Origin of the sequence: Paenibacillus sp. FSL H8-0317 (assembly GCF_045040685.1) — a bacterium.
Taxonomy (GTDB): domain Bacteria; phylum Bacillota; class Bacilli; order Paenibacillales; family Paenibacillaceae; genus Paenibacillus.
In genome coordinates, this window is the sequence record NZ_CP150294.1 from 6,486,070 (window position 1) to 6,504,471 (window position 18,402).

Here is an 18,402-nt window from a genome sequence, read left to right on the forward strand (position 1 = left end):
GCAAAGAAAGCACGCTCTAACTGAATTCAATTCAGCAGAGCGTGCTTTCTTTTATGTCGTATAAACCTTATTTATGCCTCTACTCCTGGCTGGCTAGGGCGTAGAATCGCAGAGCCTACAGTCAGCAAAATGGCAGCCATGCCAAACAAAATCAATAACGGCATTGTAATATCCGACAATGTACCGCCAGCAGAGATCGTCTCCACCGCCTGAATCGCCCATTTCTGTGGAACAAAGTTAGCGAGCTTCTGCATATAATCCGGCATCAACGAGATCGGCCAGAAACAACCACCTATCATGCAGGTTGGCATAATAACAAGTGAATTCAGCATATTCGCATTTTTGGGATTACGGATTAATCCTGCCACGGTACTTGCAATCCCCATGGAGACCAGCATGAATGCGGCCAAGATAACGAAATGAATGCCAAAAGGAATACCGGCATCATAATGCAGCAGCCATCTGCTGACTCCTAGAACCATCACAATCTGAATCATGCCAATGACAAAGCTACCCAGGAAATTGCCAAGCGCAATCTCATATGCACGGACGGGTGCCGTATATACTCTGGCCATCGTACGTTTCCTGCGATCTTCCATTATCACAGCCACTGCACTGGTCAGCAGCCCCATCATAAACATAATCGTAAATCCAGTCACATTGTTCAGGCCTGGTTTGGGATAGATCTGCAGATCGGTAACTTCACCGGCGACTTGATGTTTTCCTATCTCCTGTAAAAGCTGTTCAAATGGCTTCTGTGTGCTCTCCAGTACGTCCATCTCACTTGAGACTCGGCCTGCCGCCACCGTAACAGCTGAAGCAGATTGTTGCAGGCCGCTCGTCAAACCTTCAACTGCTGCTCGCAGTGTATAAGAACCTTCGCTTATACGCAGTTCCACCAGTTGGATTTCGGTTGCCTTACCTTGTAACAGATCCTCCGTATAATGTGCCGGAATGATGATGCCAGAGCTTCCTTTTTGCTGAGCGATGGCTTCCTTCACTTCTGCTTCGTTTGTCATCGGCTTGAGCAGATATTCCTCTTTGTCAGCAAGTTCATGAATCATCCATGTCCCTGCCACCCCTCCATCCTCATTGACATAGGGAATAACAGTACGTGTACTCTGCTCGCTTCCAAATAGAGCAACCGCTCCTGTAACCACCAGGCAAGGCAGAAGCAGAAACGTAATGAAGCCCATTTTGCGGCCAAGTGTACGTTTGATCATCAACCAGGCGATGTGCAGACTATTCATATCGATATCCTGCCTTTCTATAGATCAATCCTGAGATAGCCAGTAAAACAGCGCATACCACGCCTAGCATCAGTATGTTATATACTATCTCTCCTACAGGTGCATCCAGCATCATTCTCAGAAAACTTTGGAGCGCCCAGTGATTAACCGTAAATTCGCTAAGACGTTGCACCAAATCAACCGGAATGGGCCTGAACCCACCACTGATGAATGTCATGACAATAATGATGCCTTGTAAGGTTGCACCGGCCGATGCCGTGCTTTTGCATACCAGGGATACAATAATGCCGAGGGTCATAGATGCCAAAGTGATGAGAACACAAGTTAGCACAATATACCCAGGATACGTTCCCCAATCTACGCCGTAGAACCAATATGTCATAAGGATGATCGTCGTTGCCTGTAAAAAAGCGAGCAGACTATTGCCGGCAATTTTCCCGGCAAAGATCACTCCGTTACCTATCGGCGCAGCCTGAAGGCGGATCAGCGTTCGGTTATCCCGCTCTCCAAAAAGGCTGGTACTTGTTGTCATACCCGAGTACAACATGAACATCGCCAGCATGGATGCTGCATAGTATTGGGAGGCGCTGTAGGACGTACCTGTTTTTCCGGGATTAATGACAGTAATGGAAGTCGAGTTCGCTCCATTAGACTCCAAGCCAGAGGTCATGGCAGCAGTCACTTCCGGACCCAGCACTTTGGTAATCGCCATCTGTCGATTCCATTCATCCGTAAAACGTGTGAACAAAGTTTCACCCAAGGTATTAAGTGTGTTGTCCTTTCCTCGTATCCACTGTAACCTGGCCTCTTTCCCCATCATCACGTTTTGCTCAAAATCCGAAGGAATCATTACAGCAAAGTCCAGCTTGCCGGTACGCAGCGAATGAACGGCCTCTTCTTCAGTCGTAAAGTTCTGCACCTTGATCATCTCAGCCACTTCCGGGGATTTAACGAATGTATCCAGCGCTTGATTAAGCGTACTTGATCCTCCGCCAGATTCAGTACTCAAATGAATGATTCCCACACGTACAGTATCCGGAATAACATCCGCCGCCGTACCCATCGTACTGGAAAGTGCCGTACCCAATATAAAAATCAGTAACAACGGCAAAATAAACAGGTTTAACACCACAGATCGAATCTTAAGAATACGTTTCAATTCAAAGATGCAAATATGCCATATATTCATTTCTTGCTCCCCCTAGTCCCGAAGCGTACGCCCGGTCAGATTGAGGAACAACGTTTCCAGATCCGGCTCTTCTACCTTGAGCGACTGAATGGATACTTCATGTTTGCTGCAAATGAAGAGCAAATCCTGGAGATCCTGCTGTGCCGAAGGCAGCGTAATGGTCAGTGTATTCTCTGAAACGTCTACCATCCGCACACGGGGGTGAAGTTTCAGTTCTTCCACGACGTCGGGACCGATACCGGAAGTGGAGAGCACTACTTTTTCCTCCGATGCTACCCGTTCTCTCAGTTCTGCTTCAGTGCCACAGGCAATGATTCGCCCCTGATCCATAATTGCAACCCGGTGACTAATCGCAGCCACTTCCTCCATGTAATGACTTGTATATATGATCGTTGAACCCATCTTGTTAAGTGTGCGTACCGATTCAAGGATATGATTCCGAGATTGCGGATCAATGCCCACTGTCGGTTCATCCATAATAATGAGATCCGGGCGATGTGTAATCGCACATGCGATGTTTAACCTGCGTTTCATACCGCCAGAGAATGTCGAGGGGGCATCCTTTGCTTTATCTTGTAACCCTACAAATTCAAGGGACTCCTGCACTCTTTCCTTAAGCAATTTTCCACGCAGTCCATACAGTCGGGCAAAAAAGGTCACATTCTCCGCAGCAGACATGGTTTCGTATAACGCCAGATCCTGCGGAACCAGTCCAATCTTGCGCTTTACTTCTAGCGGTCGCTCCTTGACCGATATACCATCTAATCTGATTTCACCCTGATCCATATTCAGGAGCCCTGCAATCATGCTGATGGTGGTACTTTTTCCTGCTCCATTGGGACCAAGCAATCCAAAAATCTCGCCTTTGCCAACACTAAGGTTCAAATGATCCACGGACAGCTTGCTGCCGTATCGTTTTACTACATGATCTACTTCAAGTATGCCCATCCCTTTTACGCCCCTTTTCCGTTTCGGCCTTCGCCGCTGGATTTCATAATTTTATTGTAACGGATCGTAATCTGTAGCGAAGGTACAGAAAGTCATGAATCGAAGGTGACTTAAGTCATCTCCTGATTCGAATGCTGCTTATGGTATAATCAAGGGCGCATTACCAAGAGATTTTCTACTCCACTTTTTATATAAAGGATGTCATTTACATATGCCGATGCGGCTTCTGCAATACGGATTAATTATCGTTCCAGCAGTACTGTACCTGTTGATGCTGCCCTTGGAAAATGAAGCCGTCTACACCCTGTATATCATCATCGCGCTTGGACTCTCCGTGTGGAAAGATTTCAACCGTTCAAGTACACAGCAGTGGCTGTTGCTTCTGGCCGAAATACTCTGGGGCTGCTGGCTGATTGCAATATATGGACCATTTATGTTTTTTCTCTCTCTATCCGTGCTCTACGTGTATATATACAGACTGGAGGGAAGTCGGAGATGGTTGATGTTTGCAATTCAGCTTGTCGCTAACAATGTGGCTTTGCATTGGTATTATTCTGACCCACAGGCATCGCAGCCAGGGTTAACCTCACTAAATACAACCGCCACTACATTACTCTCCACAGAGACAATTGCGATGGTTCTTGGCAACCTGCTTCTGCTCATCACAGCGGCTCTGTCCTGGCAGGGATCAAGAACGGCGAACAGCCGCGGACAACTGGAACAAGTCTATGACGAACTTCGCAGCAAACATTACGAGCTACAAGAAGCGCGTGCGCAGCTGCTGTTATTTACAAAGCAACTTGAAGGAGTGGCTCAGGCAGAGGAACGTACCCGTATCTCCAGACAGCTTCATGACGATATCGGGCATCGACTGATTCGCACCAAAATGATGTCGGAAGCCGCCCTGCTGACCCTCCCCCTGAATATGGAACAAGGAACGGAAATGGTGAGACAGATTCGCGATCAATTGGCTGATAGTATGGATGATATGCGCAGCACATTACACAAACTGCAACCTAATTCCTATGCATCCAAAGCCTACGCCCTGGATCGTCTCCTAGAGGAAGTGGGCAGAGATACCGGCGTGAAGACAAATTATGAAGTTCATGGCCCATCCCATGTGCTGTATCCCAGCATACAGATTGTTTTATACAAAAATGCCAAAGAAGCCTTGACCAATGCCCTGCGACACGGAAATGCTTCTTCAATCACAGTAGAGCTGGTATTCGGGGATCAGGAAATCTGTATGAGCGTAAGTAATGATGGCAAAATCAATCCGCATTCTTCCAAGCGAAATGGCATAGGACAGGAAGGCATGCTTCTGCGCACACAAATGGTGGGAGGAACCTTGGAGATCCAATCGGCTTTTCCGTATACAGTGATTACACGCATTCCATTAACGAACCAGATGGATATACTCTGAAAAAAGGAAGTGAATGTTCTCATGTCCGAACGGAATGATGTGAACCAAAACAATGATTCAGCCCATCTCCCACTTATTCGGCTGATTCTCGCTGACGATGACTATTTCATTCGCGAAAGCCTGAAAGTGCTACTTGGACTCGGCTCCGGCATTAGTGTTACAGGCACAGCCTCAAACGGGCAGGAAGCGTTGGAATTGCTTGAAGCAGGAACGCCTGCGGACGTGGTTTTAATGGATATTCGGATGCCGGAATGTGACGGAGTTGAAGGTACCAAACGCATCAAGGCACGTTTTCCTGAAATCCAGGTGCTCATGCTAACTACTTTTGACGACGATGAGTATATTATTCAGGCATTACAGAATGGAGCAAGCGGTTATTTGCTCAAAAACGTCCCCCCCGAGCGGATCATTCAAGGCATCAAGACCGTACATAACGGTGATATGTTAATTCATCCGGATATTGCCCGCAAATTGGCAGGCCTTCTTCGTCCCGCTGCAATTCCCCTGACACAAAATCCAATCGAAACCTATGGACTGACACGTATGGAGCTGGCGGTTGCCGAGGCCATATCGGAGGGGTTGTCCAATAAGGAAATTGCCGCCAAACTGTTCCTCAGTGAAGGCACGGTCAAAAACTATGTCACGGATATTCTGGGTAAGCTGAGCTTACGTGATCGGACTCAAATCGCTATCTTTATGTTAAAACAATAACAAAAAAGGTATTTCCCTTGCCTGCGACGGCGTTCGGAAATACCTTTTTCATTGCTTGATTTATGCAACATACTTCATCACGTATGCTAGTTACATCTCCACGGACCCTTTATCACTGGCCACAGGGGCTGGTGGTAACGCCAAGGGAGCTTCGTCCCTTTGTGGTTTTTTCAGACGGGCAAATAATTTGAGGTTGATGATATGGAACAACGTCAGTGGACGTAACCGAATCGCCCAAACCTCGTGATTGTCCGGTGCCATAATGACCCCAAGCTGATGATGCTCGCCTTCATAGATCGCTCGTTGCATGAACTTGCTTTCTCCCTGGTGATTTCGAACCTCAAGTTTGCAAAAAGCCGGGTTCATCCGCAGAGCGCGATGCAACTCTTCCGGTGAATGAACCAACTTACCATTCACCTTGTACAACGTCTCACCTGCTTCAATCCCCAAATCCGCTGCCGGACTCTCCGGAATAACAGCCAATACCTTCAATCCATGCTGCGGATGGACAAATACCGGACTGCGGTTTTGCTCTTCAAACGCGCTGTACCATACCAGAAATTCATGTCCAATAAATGCGATTAGCGCAGCAACCACCATGAGTGGAGACCACCATGCAGCAAGCAAACTGAACACAAGCAAAGTTGCCCCATATATCATCAACCGTTTTGATGAGATCTGCACCTTTTGTCCCGGAAGCATACTCTGCGTTATCTCACCAAATCCGAGCATAATCGGCAATGCAACCAGCATGTAACTATGTCCCGCATTCATCAGTGGATTCCATGCCAGCTCTGCGCCACCTCCTGTGACTGGAACAAGAATCAGTAGAGGAATGGCCCAGAACTGTTGCAGTTGATATCCACCAACCAGTTTCCCGCGTTTTCCCTCGAAGAGAAGCGGTGATGCCATCGATACCCCCTGCATGCGTACCAACAAGGCTTCACCCATATGTAGAAGCGCCGCCAGGACAAGCAGTGCTGGCATATCCAGGGCACGTAGCGTTTCCGTGATAGTGCCCATCCAACCCGATGGTTGCCAGCCTGAAGCCAGATTCAAACCAAATTGCAGCACACCCAGTAACCCAGCCGCATAAGCAAAGCACAAATACCGGATACGGAACAAGGATAGAATTAATGTTGCAGCCCATATGCATATCAGGCTTCCCAGTGTAAGATGTGCACCGAGGAATAGGGACACAATTGAGACGATGGTACCAATGAGTATGCCTCCGAGCACCGCACGAATCGTCTGTGTTATCGAGCTTTGCAAACGGACATGAAACAATTTACGCTCCTGTAGTAACTGACGATGATAGATCAGTGCAATCAGGATCACCGCAATATAATAAAACGGCTGAATAAACAACTGCAACATAGCTTCCCCTAATGTAGTTAACCACGGCCATACCCATTCCATTGTGGTCGGTCACCCCTCTCTTTCAGCCGGTTCAGAAAAAAAGAAGGCTGAAAATCAGCCTTCTTTATGGCTTCGACACAGCGGACGAAATATCCTTCGAGACATTTTCGATCGCGCGTTTCAGCTGTGCATCATATTGAGGATTGGCAATACGTTCAATCAGAGCCGCTTCCAGTGATTCAGCGGTTTTCTCGTCAATCTGGCCTGTAGCCTGAATGCCTTTTTGCTTCTGGAATGCCTTGACCGCTTCTTCCGTCTTCTGGTCATAGTATCCATCCACACGATCCGGTTTGAAATCGAGTCCTCTCAGCATCGTCTGCGCACTTTTCACATCCGTGCTATTGCTGTCATATTTCAGTGGTAACTTCTCTTTGTTAATCGGTGCCACCGAGAAATAATCCGGCTGGTCTACCGCAATATCCGGTTTGATTCCTTTTTCATGAATCCAGTCTCCGTTCGGAGTGAGCCACTTGGCAATGGTGATCTTCAGCAAGCTGCCGTCACCCATCTGCTTGTCATAACTCGTCTGTACGGTTCCTTTACCAAAGGAGTTTTCACCAATCAACTTGGCACCTGCTGACTGTTGTAATGCACCGGCCAAAATCTCCGAAGCACTCGCACTACCTTTGTTCATCAAGACTGTGACTGGATAAGCTTTGGCTGATCCATTGGACTTACTTTGTTCCTTTTTGCCGTTCTTGTCTTCCACTTGCACAATAACCTTGCCTTTAGGAACAAACTGTTCAGCAATATCAATAACAACTTGCAATACACCGCCTGGGTCATTCCGTACGTCGATGACCAGACCTTTCATGTTCTGCTTCTCAAGCTTCGCCAATTCTTCCTTGAAGCGATCGCCTGTATTCAAAGAGAATTGAGTAATGGCAATAACGCCAATTCCGCCATCCTCCATGTGAGCATATACGGTCTCCAGATCAATGTCATCGCGTACAATGACAAATTCAATCAGCTCGGAAGATCCGGCACGTTTGACCTGTACCTTCGCTTCACTGCCCTTGGGACCTCTGATTTTGTTAACAGCCTTGTTCAGTTCCAAACCTTGCAGGGATTCGCCGTTGACCGACATAATCATGTCTTTTGCACGAATACCCGCTTTCTCGGCAGGAGATCCTTTGATTGGGGAAACAACAACAACGTTTCCATCCTGAGAGGATACCTCTGCGCCAATACCGGTAAATGAACCTTCGATCGACTCTTCAAACTGAGCAGCCGTTTCCTGCCCCATATAGTTGGAGTACGGATCACCAAGCGATTCCATCATGCCGTTGATCGCACCGTCAATCAATTTGGTCTGATCCACGTCTTTATAATAGTTGCTGGAGATCAAATCCATCGCAGTTTCAATCTTTTTCAAATCGTTCTTCTGCTGTGTATTGCCGGTTACACTAGCCAGCAAACCTTCGCCCGCTGTGGTTTGGTTTGCTATTCCCGGGTAAGTCATTAGTACCAGGGTTAGCAAACTACCACCCAGGAGACCCACAATGACAAGCAGTAGCGCCGATCTTTTCTTCATCATCCGTTTGTCACCGCCTTTAGTTTTGAAGCGTGTCCGATTCCATTGTTGCCAGAATCCATTCCCTGAACATGCCAGCTTATTATATGTCTAGCTTGTACGGAATATGTTTTTTCCATTCGAACGATGGAGCAATAATTACAAATAGTTCATCGGATTTACAGCGGTACCGTTATCTCTCACTTCAAAGTGCAAGTGAGGTCCAGTAGAGTTCCCTGTATTTCCTGACTCAGCAATGGTATCCCCTTTGCTTACTGTGTCACCCTTGCTGACTTTGAATCCACCTTCGCGCAAGTGACCATATAACGTCCATAGTCCACCGCCGTGGTCCACAATAACCGTATAACCATAACCGCTATACCATTCAGCCATGATCACGATTCCGCCAGAAGCAGCGTGAACCGAAGTTCCCACAGGAACAGCGAAATCAACACCGGCATGCATCTTACCCACTACACCCGTAATTGGATGGGTACGGGGACCGAATGGAGAAGAAATGCGACCTCCAGATACCGGTCTTGAGAAGATACCATTACCGGATGAGTACGTTACCTCACTGCTGCTATCCGAACTCACTCTGGTTGGTGTCTTGGCTGCAGCTTTCGCCCGAGCGGCGGCTGCGGCTTTTGCTTTGGCTGCGGCGGCTGCCTGTTGTTCACGCAATTTATTTTTCTCTTGAAGAAGTGCCGAACGTTTGCTGGCAATCTGCATTAATACATCTTCCTGCTCTTGTGTCAACTCTTCTGACTCTTCAATTTTAGCATCATATGAAGCGAGAAGCACTTGCTTTTCCGCTTCTTTTTCATTCAATTGGGACTTGCGCTGTTTCTTCTGTGCATACAGACTCTTGGCTTCCGCATATTGCACATCCAATTCTGCCTTTTTGTCCACGACAAGTTGCTTGTCCGCTTTGTGCTCATCCAGCAGATGCTGATCCTGATCCACAATCGTTTTGAGTGAATCCGCACGGGTCAGAAAGTCTGTGAAGCTAGTAGAGGACAACAATACATCCAGATAGGACACAGCACCGTCCGTGTACATCAGACGCACACGTGACTCCAACAATTTTTCCCTTGCAACGATGCGTTCTTCTGCCGCTTGCAGATCTTTTTTCGTTGTACGGAGATCTTCCTCCGTGTTCTCGATTTGCAAGGATACACTGGCCAGCTCATCACTAACGACATTGATCTGTTCCATGACAACCTTCAGATAAGCGTTGGTTTTGTTCTTGTAATGCTGTGCTTCCTTTTTGTTGGAAGCCGCTTTTTTTTGCTCCTGCTTGGCAGAAGCCGCCTTGCTCTCCAGTTGCTGAATCTGTTGGTCAATATCGCTGATGCTACTCTTGGCATATCCGTCAGAAGGTTGAAGCGTCAAACTGGCCAATAACGTAAAGGCCAGCAGCGAAGCGGTTTTTTTCAAAATGATGATCCCCCATCCTATGATTTCACAAGAAAGCAACCTGCACAGGTGGTGAACAGCATGTTCTTTGCTTTCTTCAATCTTAAAAGACTCCGTCTTCCTACATATCGTCAAACAGCGTCCATTAATGAACCTGCTTTGCCATTCTTTTCGACATATTCTGCAATTCGATCGTTGAAAACAAAATTAAACGTTGAGTGATTTCCGAATGGACAGTGTACTTCCCAAAATACCTACCAGCACGCCGAGTCCGATCAACAGGGTTCCAAACAGCAACCAGATTTCGCCGAGCGGAATCAAGTTAAGCATCTGCATGAAAACATCCTGACCAATCGTGTTCATCAACTGGCTGTATCCAACGAAGAGCACACCAACCGTAATGACCGAGCCAATAAATCCAATGAGGGCACCTTCAATAAAGAAAGGCCAGCGAATAAAGGTATTGGTTGCTCCGACCAGCTTCATAATTCCGATCTCCCGGCGACGAGCCAGAATCGTTACGCGAATCGTATTCGAGATCAGGAACATGGACATCAGACCCAGTCCCCCGACAAAAATAAATCCGATGTTACGAACAAGTTTCGTAAATTTGAATAACACTTCCACCGTTTCCTTGCCGTAGTTCACTTTCATGATCGGCTTCTCCGGGTGTTTTTCGTTCAAAGCTTCGATTTTTTGCGCCACAAAAGCGACGGTTTCCGGCTCAATGACCTCAACTTCAATGGTCTCCGGCAGTGGGTTGTTATCCACATCGAAACCGCTAAGCACGTTATCTGCACTCTCTCCAAGACGTTCACGGAACTCCTTGAGCCCTTCTTCCTTGGACACAAAACGAATCTCACTTACTTCAGGCATCGCGCTGATTTCTTGCTCCAGTGTATTACGCAGGTTCTCGTCCACATTCAGTTCGAGGAACGTGCTGATCTCCACCTGGCTATCAACCTGGTTCGCCATGGAATTCACATTGAGCACCAGCAGCATGAACACGCCAAGAATCAGCAGTGACACAATGATGGACATGATGGAGGCCACAGACATCCAGCCGTTGCGGAATACGTTTTTGAATCCCTCCCGCAGATGGCGCAAGAGAGTACTAAAATTCATAACCGTATTCCCCTCTCATCTGATCCCGTACAATCTGTCCACGTTCAATCGCGATTACCCGTTTACGCATCGTATTCACGATATCTTTGTTGTGGGTCGCCATAACAATGGTTGTCCCCCGGAAATTAATCTCATCCAGCAGTTGCATAATGCCCCACGACGTCTCCGGATCGAGGTTACCTGTAGGTTCATCCGCGATAATAACCGATGGGTTATTGACGATAGCCCGTGCAATGGCAATACGTTGCTGTTCTCCACCAGAGAGCTGTGAAGGTTCACGACCCGCTTTGCTGCGCAGTCCCACCAGATCAAGCACTTCCATCACTCGTTTCTTGATATGACGCTTCGGTGCTTCAATAACTTCCATCGCAAATGCCACATTCTCAAATGCTGTCATCCGTGGCAGCAGACGAAAATCCTGGAACACAACGCCGATGTTACGACGCACATAAGGAATCTTTCTTGGCTTCAACTTACCAATATTAAATCCGTTAATGGATATTTGTCCTTTGGTCGGAACTTCTTCTCTGTACATCAATTTCATAAATGTTGATTTACCTGCGCCGGACGGACCGACGATATAGACAAATTCATTGCGGTCGATCTTCACCGACACCCCTTGTAATGCGTGGGTCCCATTGGCGTAGGTCTTCCACACGTCCTGCATTTCTATCACATCATCACTTCCTGCTCGCATAGTTAGCCATTATCATTTCGACACAATCCCGGCATTTCCTTTAAAAAGACCTGAATTTCATCAGGAAAAAATCCACTTCGTTCCTGTTTCAATGGTGAAGCATGGATTCATATGAAGTTTATTGTAACAAATTTGTTACCTATTGAGTACCCGAAAGTTTTCCTGCATTGGATCATATATATAGAAAGTGTTACAAAGTCGGGAACAACCGAAGTATAAAGGAGCGTACGGTTATGAAAAAAATACATTTGACGGTCATTGTTCTATTCTCTATCCTCTTGATCGGCTCCGCGTCTTATGGATTGCTGTATATGTACGTGAATCAACCTGCCCTGCCCAAAGACGTTCATGTTGGCGGCATACTGGTGGAGGAGAAGAATCGCAAGAACGTATTACATGAATTGGATGAAAAGATCCAAAAGCTGGAGGACTGGCCTGTCACCTTTGAAGTGACTGAACCCAACCCCCAGACGAAGTCGTATAGCGCAGCTCAGGTGGGGGTGAGCTACAACGTTAACAGCTTGGAATCCGCGATACAGCAGCTGGAGGAGGGTACCCTGTGGGAACGCGCTTATGCACGTTATCATTTTCCGAAAGAGTTCTCTCTCGATATGACCTACAACTCAAGAACACTCCAAGAACATCTCAGCCCTGCTTGGGAAAAAGAAACCTTCGGTACACCTGCAGACGCTGTTCGCCGCATTACCACAAGTGACAAAGTCCAGTATATCCCGGAAAAGGGCGTCCGCCGGATTGATTGGGAAACACTCACAAATCTCATAAAGACGAAGCTGCACAGGGATTTCAGTGTACTCAACCCGGATGAGAAACCCGCCCCACTGCTGATCCAGGTACCACTGTATACGCTGAAGCCTGAAGTAACCCTTGATTCGCTGCGCCTGGAAGGCATTGACCGAAAGATCATCCAGTTCTCCACGGGTCTGGGCAATAGTAGTGAAGGCCGGATACATAATGTCAGCGCAGCGGCGGAAGCGATTAACGGCATGATTTTGCCACCGGATGCTACATTCGATTATGAGAAGGTCATCCGTAAAGCTGAAAAGGAGTTTGGGTTTCGTGAGGCCCCGGTCATTGTTAATGGAAGACTAACCCCCGGAATTGGCGGGGGAATCTGCCAGGTATCCAGTACGGTGTATAACGCAGCGCTATTGACGGGTCTTGATATTATTGAGCGTCGCAACCATTCCCTGCCGGTCAAATATTTGCCGAAAGGACTGGATGCCACCTTTGCCTCGGGAGCCATCAATTTTCGCTTCAAGAATAATACCGGAAAATCCTTACTCATTCATGCAGAGGTGAAGAACCACCAATTGATGGTGAAATTTTTCGGTACCTTCCCGGAGAATGTCAGCTATGCGCTTGAATCTCGCACCATTGAAACATTAAGTGTTCCGGTAAAGTATGTGTCGAGTACTGTACTGCCTGATGGTGCACAGCAGGTGCTGCAAGACGGACAGCCTGGATATATTGTGGAGACAGTAAGAACCAAGAGGCTGGACGGCAAAGTGGTCGAATCCAAAACGATTACACGGGACACGTACAAAGCTCAGAATCGCCTGATTGCCCGCTCCGGTCATAGCAGCCTGCCTGACCCACAAGGGCCATCTGTGGTCGAGGACGGGATTAGCGATACGAAACAGCCTTAGGTTCCTTTTCTGAAGCATCCAAAAGAGTTCAATCCGTAATTCATGCATTCTAGGATAAACTGATCCTACGAAAACAAAAAGACACACTTCCCGTCCCTTTTAAGGATACGCGAGAAGTGTGTCTTTTCATGGTTTAAGATATGTTATTGAGTTTTACCAAGCTACGATCAGGTGTACTACCTTAACTTATAGTTAGTTTACTGCATAACGGTTTAGTGACCGCCGGTGTATTCGCCTTGCTCTTCGCCTATAACCATCTTCTCTTTTCCCATGAAGAAGGAAGCGACCAACGCGAGTGCTGCAGGAATTACAGCCCAGGCAAATAACTGCACGATGGAAGAGGACAGGGCATGTGTGATGGTATCCAGCACCTGAGGCGGAATCGCCTGTCTGAGTTCTGGTGAGAGCAACGCATGTGGATCGGTCAGATCCACTCCCTGAGGCACGCCACCCGCTGAAGCACCGCCTGCTTCCGCACCTGAACCAGCGAGAGCATCGTTCATTTTACGCGTAAATACCTGGCTCTGTACGATACCAAAGATCGTAATGCCCATCGTCATGCCGAGGGACCGCAAAAAGTTAAGTGTGGAGCTTGCTGCTCCGCGCCTTTGCGGTTCAAATGCGTTCATGGCTGCATTGCTAAGTACAGAGAACGATGCACCGACACCCAGACCAACCATCACCATGTAGATACGTATCGTCCAAAGGGAAGAATTCTCATCCAGTGTGGTCAGCAATCCAAGTCCAATGACAAGTAAGGCTAACGTAGGGATCATGATATTACGATACTTGATTTTGGTCATCAGCACCCCGCCCAAGGACGCCGTTACAACGGACCCAAGCATCATGGGTAGCAGCACAAGACCGGAGTTGGTCGCTTTACCACCAAGTACCCCCTGTATGAAGATCGGAATGTACACGGATGCTGTAATGAACGCTGCACCACTCAACATACCAATAACGTTACTGGACCAGTAGACCCGGTTGCGGAACATGCTGAAGGAGATGATTGGTTCTTTGGCTTTGGTTTCTGCAAAAAGGAAGAGCAGCGCTAATGCTACAAATCCGGCAAACAAGCCAAGAATCTGCCACGAACCCCAGGCAAATGTTTTGCCGCCAAGTTCCAGACCAAAGATCAGGCACACAACAGCACCGATCAGCGTTACGGCACCCAGCCAGTCGATCTGTTGGGATTGATGCTGATGAGACTCCTTGTAGAAGAAGGCAATAAACACAAATGCAATCAAGCCTAGCGGCAGGTTGATATAGAATACCCATTCCCATGTCGCATATTGGGTAATGTAAGCACCGAGCAGAGGTCCGAATACGCTGGACAGGCCAAAGACGGCTCCAAACAATCCACCCAATTTACCACGAGATTCTGGTGCAACGACATCAAACATGATCGTAAAGGCAATCGGCACCAGGGCCCCCGCACCAATACCTTGAATCGCTCTGTACATCGTCAATTCCACAATAGACGTTGCCGTTCCGCACAGCGCTGAGCCAAGCATAAACACAATAATACCAAATACAAAAAACTTCTTCCGTCCATACATATCGGATAACTTACCGAAGATCGGCATCCCTGCCATCTCAGCCACCATGTACGCGGAGGTAACCCAGACGAACTTGTCGAGGCCACCCAGCTTCCCGACAATATCCCCCATAGCTGTTGCCACGATGGTGTTATCCATCGAAGCCATTAGTATGCTGAGCAGTAACCCTGCCAGCACCAATCCAATACTGTTTTTACGTGCAACCATTGTACTCAATCTCTCCATTCACGCTCTATTCATATGACTGCATTAGTATATCCGAAAAGAAGTTTTCGTTAATCAGTCCAAGGACCGATTGCTTTGCAGCAAAACTTCCGATTGCGGATGAATTTGCAGAGATGAACGGTATTCCACTGTTCCAATCCGGCAGCCAGGACCGATTTTTATTTTATCGCCACGGACAATCTCGGCTTCCGTATTCTCTAATTCAATATCATCACCTTCGATAATCTGTGCTTTGAGAATTGATTTACTCCCCGTAAACAAGTCATTCAACCGTCCACTCTTCACAGAGATGATGGAACCACCCATTTCCTTGACCTCGGATGGACCCATGATTTTGAGTGTGATGTGTTCAGCGCTGAGCATCCCCGCTATCGTCAACCGTCCGTTCAGCTTGATATTTTCCGCCTGACAATCCCCTGACAGATGAAGTTCACCTACCACTTTTATATGCTCAGCTTTGGCATGCAGGCCAGATGCCTGGATTCCATCCTTAACATCGTTGCTGGCCTCTTGCTCTGCGAGAGTAAGGGTTCCGGTAATTTTAATATCTGTGGATTCAAGTGATCCGTATATGACCGATGTACCCGTGCATTTGAAACGATCACAAGATGAATTGTCGTTAAAGGACGCATCCCCTACGACCTTGATCTTGCCGTACACGCCCCCAGAAGAACTGCCATCACCAACGATGCTGATATCCATTTTTTTGTCCAATGAACGCCCAGGATTGTTATTCATGTCGATCCCATCCCTTTCTCTCCATATCCAAACTTTAAATTCGCTGACTGCTGCCCACCTTGGCATCCTGATCTACCTCAAGTTCACCTGAATACTCAACCAGTCTGATGTTACAGCCGCGACCGATAAAAATGTTACTCCCCCGAACAATGTCAGCTTCGGTATCTTCCAGTACAATCTCATCACCCTCAATTAAGGATGTCTTAAATGAAGGGGTCCCGCCCAGACCAATACTTTTCCAAAAGCCATTCTGTTGTTCCTTGCGACGAATATCGATACGCTCTCCGCCAATCTCTTTAGCCGAAGAAGATGTATGCAGCCTGATCTCCACTGTTCCCGCATTCAGTAAGCCGCTGATCTTAATATTGCCCTGTACATTCAGGGACTCACATTGGACATCCCCTTCAATATCGATCACACCGCCAATATCAATTCGTTCCCCATCCACTCTTCCACGTACGGTACACTTTCCGTTCACTTCAAGTTCAGGGCTATAGAGATCTCCGTTAATCGTCGTCATGCCATCCACCCGAACACGAGAACTGGTCAGAGGTCCATTCAACGTGCACATGCCGTTAATCGTTGCACTCTCGGAGGTCAAAGCGCCGTGCATCTTCAATGTTCCATTCACTTCCATAGAGGTACAGTCCAGGTTGCCGTTCACCTTAGCCATGCCATCAATAGATACACGGTGAAAATTCCCGCCTGCCGTTTGACTTATGCCCGCCACATTCAGATCATTCCGCTTATTCCGCTCTTCCATAGATGATCCTCTCCTTATCCCAATTTGAGTTTTAATTCTTCCATAAATGTTCCCATCGGCTGTCTAAGAACCACTTTCACACCATTGTCAAAATAAAACTCCGTTCCTGCTGCTACCAGCATGAATGAAGGAACACCCATCTTACGAATAAGCACGAGTTCGCTGGGTTTGCCTGTAAAACGGTAATAATGTTCGGACATCACTTCGATCAGCAACGCACCCTCTTGCCGAGTAATATCTCCGCTCATTAACAGCTTATCAAGGACGTAGAGCATCATAATCTGCTCCAAAGCATACAGCGATTGCTCTCGACCTGCTTCTTTCAATAGATCCAGGGATATTTGTGAAACAATGTTTCGCTCTAATAGTTGCTCTGCAGACATCTCCACTTCACCCAACGTAGGTGAGAACACGTCTGCCAGCTCATCCAGCGATAATCCGTCTTTCATATTGAGAATCTTGTCAATGCGCAGTAAAATCTGTTGTTTGGGAAAAAAGGTTTCTTGTCCGGTGTAGGAAGACTTCCGAATAAACCATTCTTCCGGAATGAGATTTTTCCGCTTCCAGCGGTATAACTGGCCGTATGAGATTCCTGTCAGGTCCAACAATTCTTTCTTGGAGATCAAATCATCCGTCATATATGGTCCCCCTTTTTATTGAAACGAGTGTAACATAACATTGTTACGTTGTAAACCACATTGAAAAATCGATGATCAGATTACAGATTTCCACTTTAACCACTGGTGTGAAATTCTTTGTTTTCTACTGTAGATCTTGTTATTGCAATGGGAGAGTAATGCGTATAACCTGTTACATATAAACACTTTGGAGGCTTAGGCATCCGACTTCCATCCCATCGTCTCATGTCAGAACACGTGGTTAACGAACTTATGAAAGGGGTTTCTTATACTCATGGCACTTATTAAATGTGATTTTTACTCGGATACGCTTGGACTGAGCACCAGCATCCATGTCATTCTGCCGCAACAAACCCACAATCAGATCGGTATGGAGAATGTGACTGGCAAAGGGCTGCACCCAACTCTGTACCTGCTGCACGGTCTGTCTGATGATGATTCCATCTGGCTGCGGCGGACTTCCATCGAACGTTATGTGGCCAACCTCGGGATCGCCGTTGTTATGCCACAGGTACACCGCAGCTTCTATACAGATATGGTAGAAGGCGGACGTTACTGGAGCTTTATCAGTGAAGAACTGCCGGCACTTGCTCGTTCTTTCTTCCCGCTGTCAGATCAACGAGAGGACAACTTCGTTGCCGGATTATCCATGGGTGGCTATGGGGCTTTCAAGCTGGCCCTTCGTAAACCAGATCAATATGCGGCTGCTGCCAGTTTGTCTGGAGCACTCGATATGTCTGCACATATGGATAGAAATGCATCCTCAGCATTACAACAGACGGAGTTACAGCGGATTTTCGGACCCGAGGTGGCAGGTACAGAGAACGATCTGATCCATCTACTTAAAGAGAGTCAAGCCAGCCAAGAGCCACAGCCCCTGCTCTATCAGTGCTGCGGAACGGAAGATTTCCTGTATGAGGATAATCAAACCTTCCGTCAAGCCTGTGAACAGACGAACTTCGAACTGACGTACGAGGAAGGGCCTGGTGAACATGAGTGGGGCTACTGGGATGCCAAGATTCAGGATGTATTGAAATGGTTGCCTTTACAAAAGCGCGATTAGTGGAGAATTGCAATGGAGCTACCGCGAGTAACTAAACTGGTACTCCGATAGTAGA

The 18,402-nt window shown here is 47.3% G+C and carries 16 protein-coding genes; 4 read left to right on the top strand and 12 right to left on the bottom strand.

Features of this window, described 5'->3' with window-relative positions; all coding sequences use genetic code 11:
• Positions 1–71: 71 nt before the first annotated feature.
• From MHB43_RS28990 to MHB43_RS29000, 3 genes are read right to left on the bottom strand one after another with little or no spacing between them, the layout of a single operon-like run.
• The gene (locus MHB43_RS28990; RefSeq protein ID WP_221824028.1) at positions 72–1,250 is read right to left on the bottom strand and encodes an ABC transporter permease; all 1,179 of its coding nucleotides are present in this window, start codon (positions 1,248–1,250) and stop codon (positions 72–74) included.
• Positions 1,243–2,439: an ABC transporter permease gene (locus MHB43_RS28995; RefSeq protein ID WP_221824027.1), complete on the bottom strand. Its 1,197-nt coding sequence runs from the start codon at positions 2,437–2,439 to the stop codon at positions 1,243–1,245. The genes MHB43_RS28990 and MHB43_RS28995 overlap by 8 nt, the downstream gene beginning before the upstream one ends.
• Positions 2,440–2,451: 12 nt before the next feature.
• Positions 2,452–3,387 carry an ABC transporter ATP-binding protein gene (locus MHB43_RS29000; protein WP_036667718.1) on the bottom strand — a complete coding sequence of 312 codons (936 nt, stop codon included), beginning with the start codon at positions 3,385–3,387 and terminating at the stop codon, positions 2,452–2,454.
• Positions 3,388–3,598: 211 nt separating this feature from the next.
• On the opposite strand from MHB43_RS29000, the gene MHB43_RS29005 reads away from it, so the two are divergent.
• The gene (locus tag MHB43_RS29005) at positions 3,599–4,810 is read left to right on the top strand and encodes a sensor histidine kinase (protein WP_221824025.1); all 1,212 of its coding nucleotides are present in this window, start codon (positions 3,599–3,601) and stop codon (positions 4,808–4,810) included.
• 21 nt (positions 4,811–4,831) lie between these two features.
• Positions 4,832–5,521, top strand: a complete 690-nt coding sequence (locus MHB43_RS29010) for a response regulator transcription factor (protein WP_221824023.1) — start codon at positions 4,832–4,834, stop codon at positions 5,519–5,521.
• 90 nt (positions 5,522–5,611) lie between these two features.
• On the opposite strand, the gene MHB43_RS29015 is transcribed toward MHB43_RS29010, so the two are convergent.
• The 5 genes from MHB43_RS29015 to ftsE all read right to left on the bottom strand — a co-directional run bounded on the left by MHB43_RS29015 (position 5,612) and on the right by ftsE (position 11,673).
• Positions 5,612–6,940 carry a PDZ domain-containing protein gene (locus MHB43_RS29015; protein WP_221824021.1) on the bottom strand — a complete coding sequence of 443 codons (1,329 nt, stop codon included), beginning with the start codon at positions 6,938–6,940 and terminating at the stop codon, positions 5,612–5,614.
• 64 nt (positions 6,941–7,004) lie between these two features.
• The gene (locus tag MHB43_RS29020; RefSeq protein WP_074096593.1) at positions 7,005–8,477 is read right to left on the bottom strand and encodes a S41 family peptidase; all 1,473 of its coding nucleotides are present in this window, start codon (positions 8,475–8,477) and stop codon (positions 7,005–7,007) included.
• Positions 8,478–8,612: 135 nt separating this feature from the next.
• Positions 8,613–9,893, bottom strand: a complete 1,281-nt coding sequence (locus MHB43_RS29025) for a murein hydrolase activator EnvC (RefSeq protein ID WP_221824019.1) — start codon at positions 9,891–9,893, stop codon at positions 8,613–8,615.
• Between the two features lie 186 nt (positions 9,894–10,079).
• A complete protein-coding gene (ftsX, locus tag MHB43_RS29030) occupies positions 10,080–10,997 on the bottom strand; it encodes a permease-like cell division protein FtsX (RefSeq protein ID WP_221824017.1) in 918 nt (305 codons plus the stop codon).
• A complete protein-coding gene (ftsE, locus tag MHB43_RS29035) occupies positions 10,987–11,673 on the bottom strand; it encodes a cell division ATP-binding protein FtsE (RefSeq protein WP_076209894.1) in 687 nt (228 codons plus the stop codon). The genes ftsX and ftsE overlap by 11 nt, the downstream gene beginning before the upstream one ends.
• 254 nt (positions 11,674–11,927) lie before the next feature.
• Here ftsE and MHB43_RS29040 point away from each other — a divergent pair, with 254 nt between their 5' ends.
• Positions 11,928–13,361 carry a VanW family protein gene (locus MHB43_RS29040; RefSeq protein ID WP_221824015.1) on the top strand — a complete coding sequence of 478 codons (1,434 nt, stop codon included), beginning with the start codon at positions 11,928–11,930 and terminating at the stop codon, positions 13,359–13,361.
• A gap of 212 nt (positions 13,362–13,573) precedes the next feature.
• Here the strand turns inward: MHB43_RS29040 and MHB43_RS29045 are convergent, their stop codons facing one another.
• The 4 genes from MHB43_RS29045 to MHB43_RS29060 form a co-directional block, all read right to left on the bottom strand.
• Positions 13,574–15,127, bottom strand: a complete 1,554-nt coding sequence (locus MHB43_RS29045) for an MDR family MFS transporter (RefSeq protein ID WP_313771500.1) — start codon at positions 15,125–15,127, stop codon at positions 13,574–13,576.
• 72 nt (positions 15,128–15,199) lie between these two features.
• Positions 15,200–15,883, bottom strand: a complete 684-nt coding sequence (locus MHB43_RS29050) for a hypothetical protein (RefSeq protein WP_405130880.1) — start codon at positions 15,881–15,883, stop codon at positions 15,200–15,202.
• A gap of 34 nt (positions 15,884–15,917) precedes the next feature.
• Positions 15,918–16,646 carry a polymer-forming cytoskeletal protein gene (locus MHB43_RS29055; RefSeq protein ID WP_221824008.1) on the bottom strand — a complete coding sequence of 243 codons (729 nt, stop codon included), beginning with the start codon at positions 16,644–16,646 and terminating at the stop codon, positions 15,918–15,920.
• 14 nt (positions 16,647–16,660) lie between these two features.
• Positions 16,661–17,284, bottom strand: coding sequence for a YhbD family protein (locus MHB43_RS29060; protein ID WP_405130881.1), 624 nt, complete (start codon positions 17,282–17,284; stop codon positions 16,661–16,663).
• A gap of 274 nt (positions 17,285–17,558) precedes the next feature.
• Here MHB43_RS29060 and MHB43_RS29065 point away from each other — a divergent pair, with 274 nt between their 5' ends.
• Positions 17,559–18,347, top strand: a complete 789-nt coding sequence (locus MHB43_RS29065; protein ID WP_405130882.1) for an alpha/beta hydrolase — start codon at positions 17,559–17,561, stop codon at positions 18,345–18,347.
• Positions 18,348–18,402: the final 55 nt, after the last annotated feature.

Bases quoted from the DNA above. Each gene is read 5' to 3' on its own strand.
- MHB43_RS28990 (WP_221824028.1), bottom strand. From the start codon at position 1,250: ATGAATAGTCTGCACATCGCCTGGTTGATGATCAAACGTACACTTGGC.
- MHB43_RS28995 (WP_221824027.1), bottom strand. From the start codon at position 2,439: ATGAATATATGGCATATTTGCATCTTTGAATTGAAACGTATTCTTAAG.
- MHB43_RS29000 (WP_036667718.1), bottom strand. From the start codon at position 3,387: ATGGGCATACTTGAAGTAGATCATGTAGTAAAACGATACGGCAGCAAG.
- MHB43_RS29005 (WP_221824025.1), top strand. From the start codon at position 3,599: ATGCCGATGCGGCTTCTGCAATACGGATTAATTATCGTTCCAGCAGTA.
- MHB43_RS29010 (WP_221824023.1), top strand. From the start codon at position 4,832: ATGTCCGAACGGAATGATGTGAACCAAAACAATGATTCAGCCCATCTC.
- MHB43_RS29015 (WP_221824021.1), bottom strand. From the start codon at position 6,940: ATGGAATGGGTATGGCCGTGGTTAACTACATTAGGGGAAGCTATGTTG.
- MHB43_RS29020 (WP_074096593.1), bottom strand. From the start codon at position 8,477: ATGATGAAGAAAAGATCGGCGCTACTGCTTGTCATTGTGGGTCTCCTG.
- ftsX (WP_221824017.1), bottom strand. From the start codon at position 10,997: ATGAATTTTAGTACTCTCTTGCGCCATCTGCGGGAGGGATTCAAAAAC.
- MHB43_RS29040 (WP_221824015.1), top strand. From the start codon at position 11,928: ATGAAAAAAATACATTTGACGGTCATTGTTCTATTCTCTATCCTCTTG.
- MHB43_RS29045 (WP_313771500.1), bottom strand. From the start codon at position 15,127: ATGGTTGCACGTAAAAACAGTATTGGATTGGTGCTGGCAGGGTTACTG.
- MHB43_RS29050 (WP_405130880.1), bottom strand. From the start codon at position 15,883: ATGAATAACAATCCTGGGCGTTCATTGGACAAAAAAATGGATATCAGC.
- MHB43_RS29055 (WP_221824008.1), bottom strand. From the start codon at position 16,646: ATGGAAGAGCGGAATAAGCGGAATGATCTGAATGTGGCGGGCATAAGT.
- MHB43_RS29060 (WP_405130881.1), bottom strand. From the start codon at position 17,284: ATGACGGATGATTTGATCTCCAAGAAAGAATTGTTGGACCTGACAGGA.
- MHB43_RS29065 (WP_405130882.1), top strand. From the start codon at position 17,559: ATGGCACTTATTAAATGTGATTTTTACTCGGATACGCTTGGACTGAGC.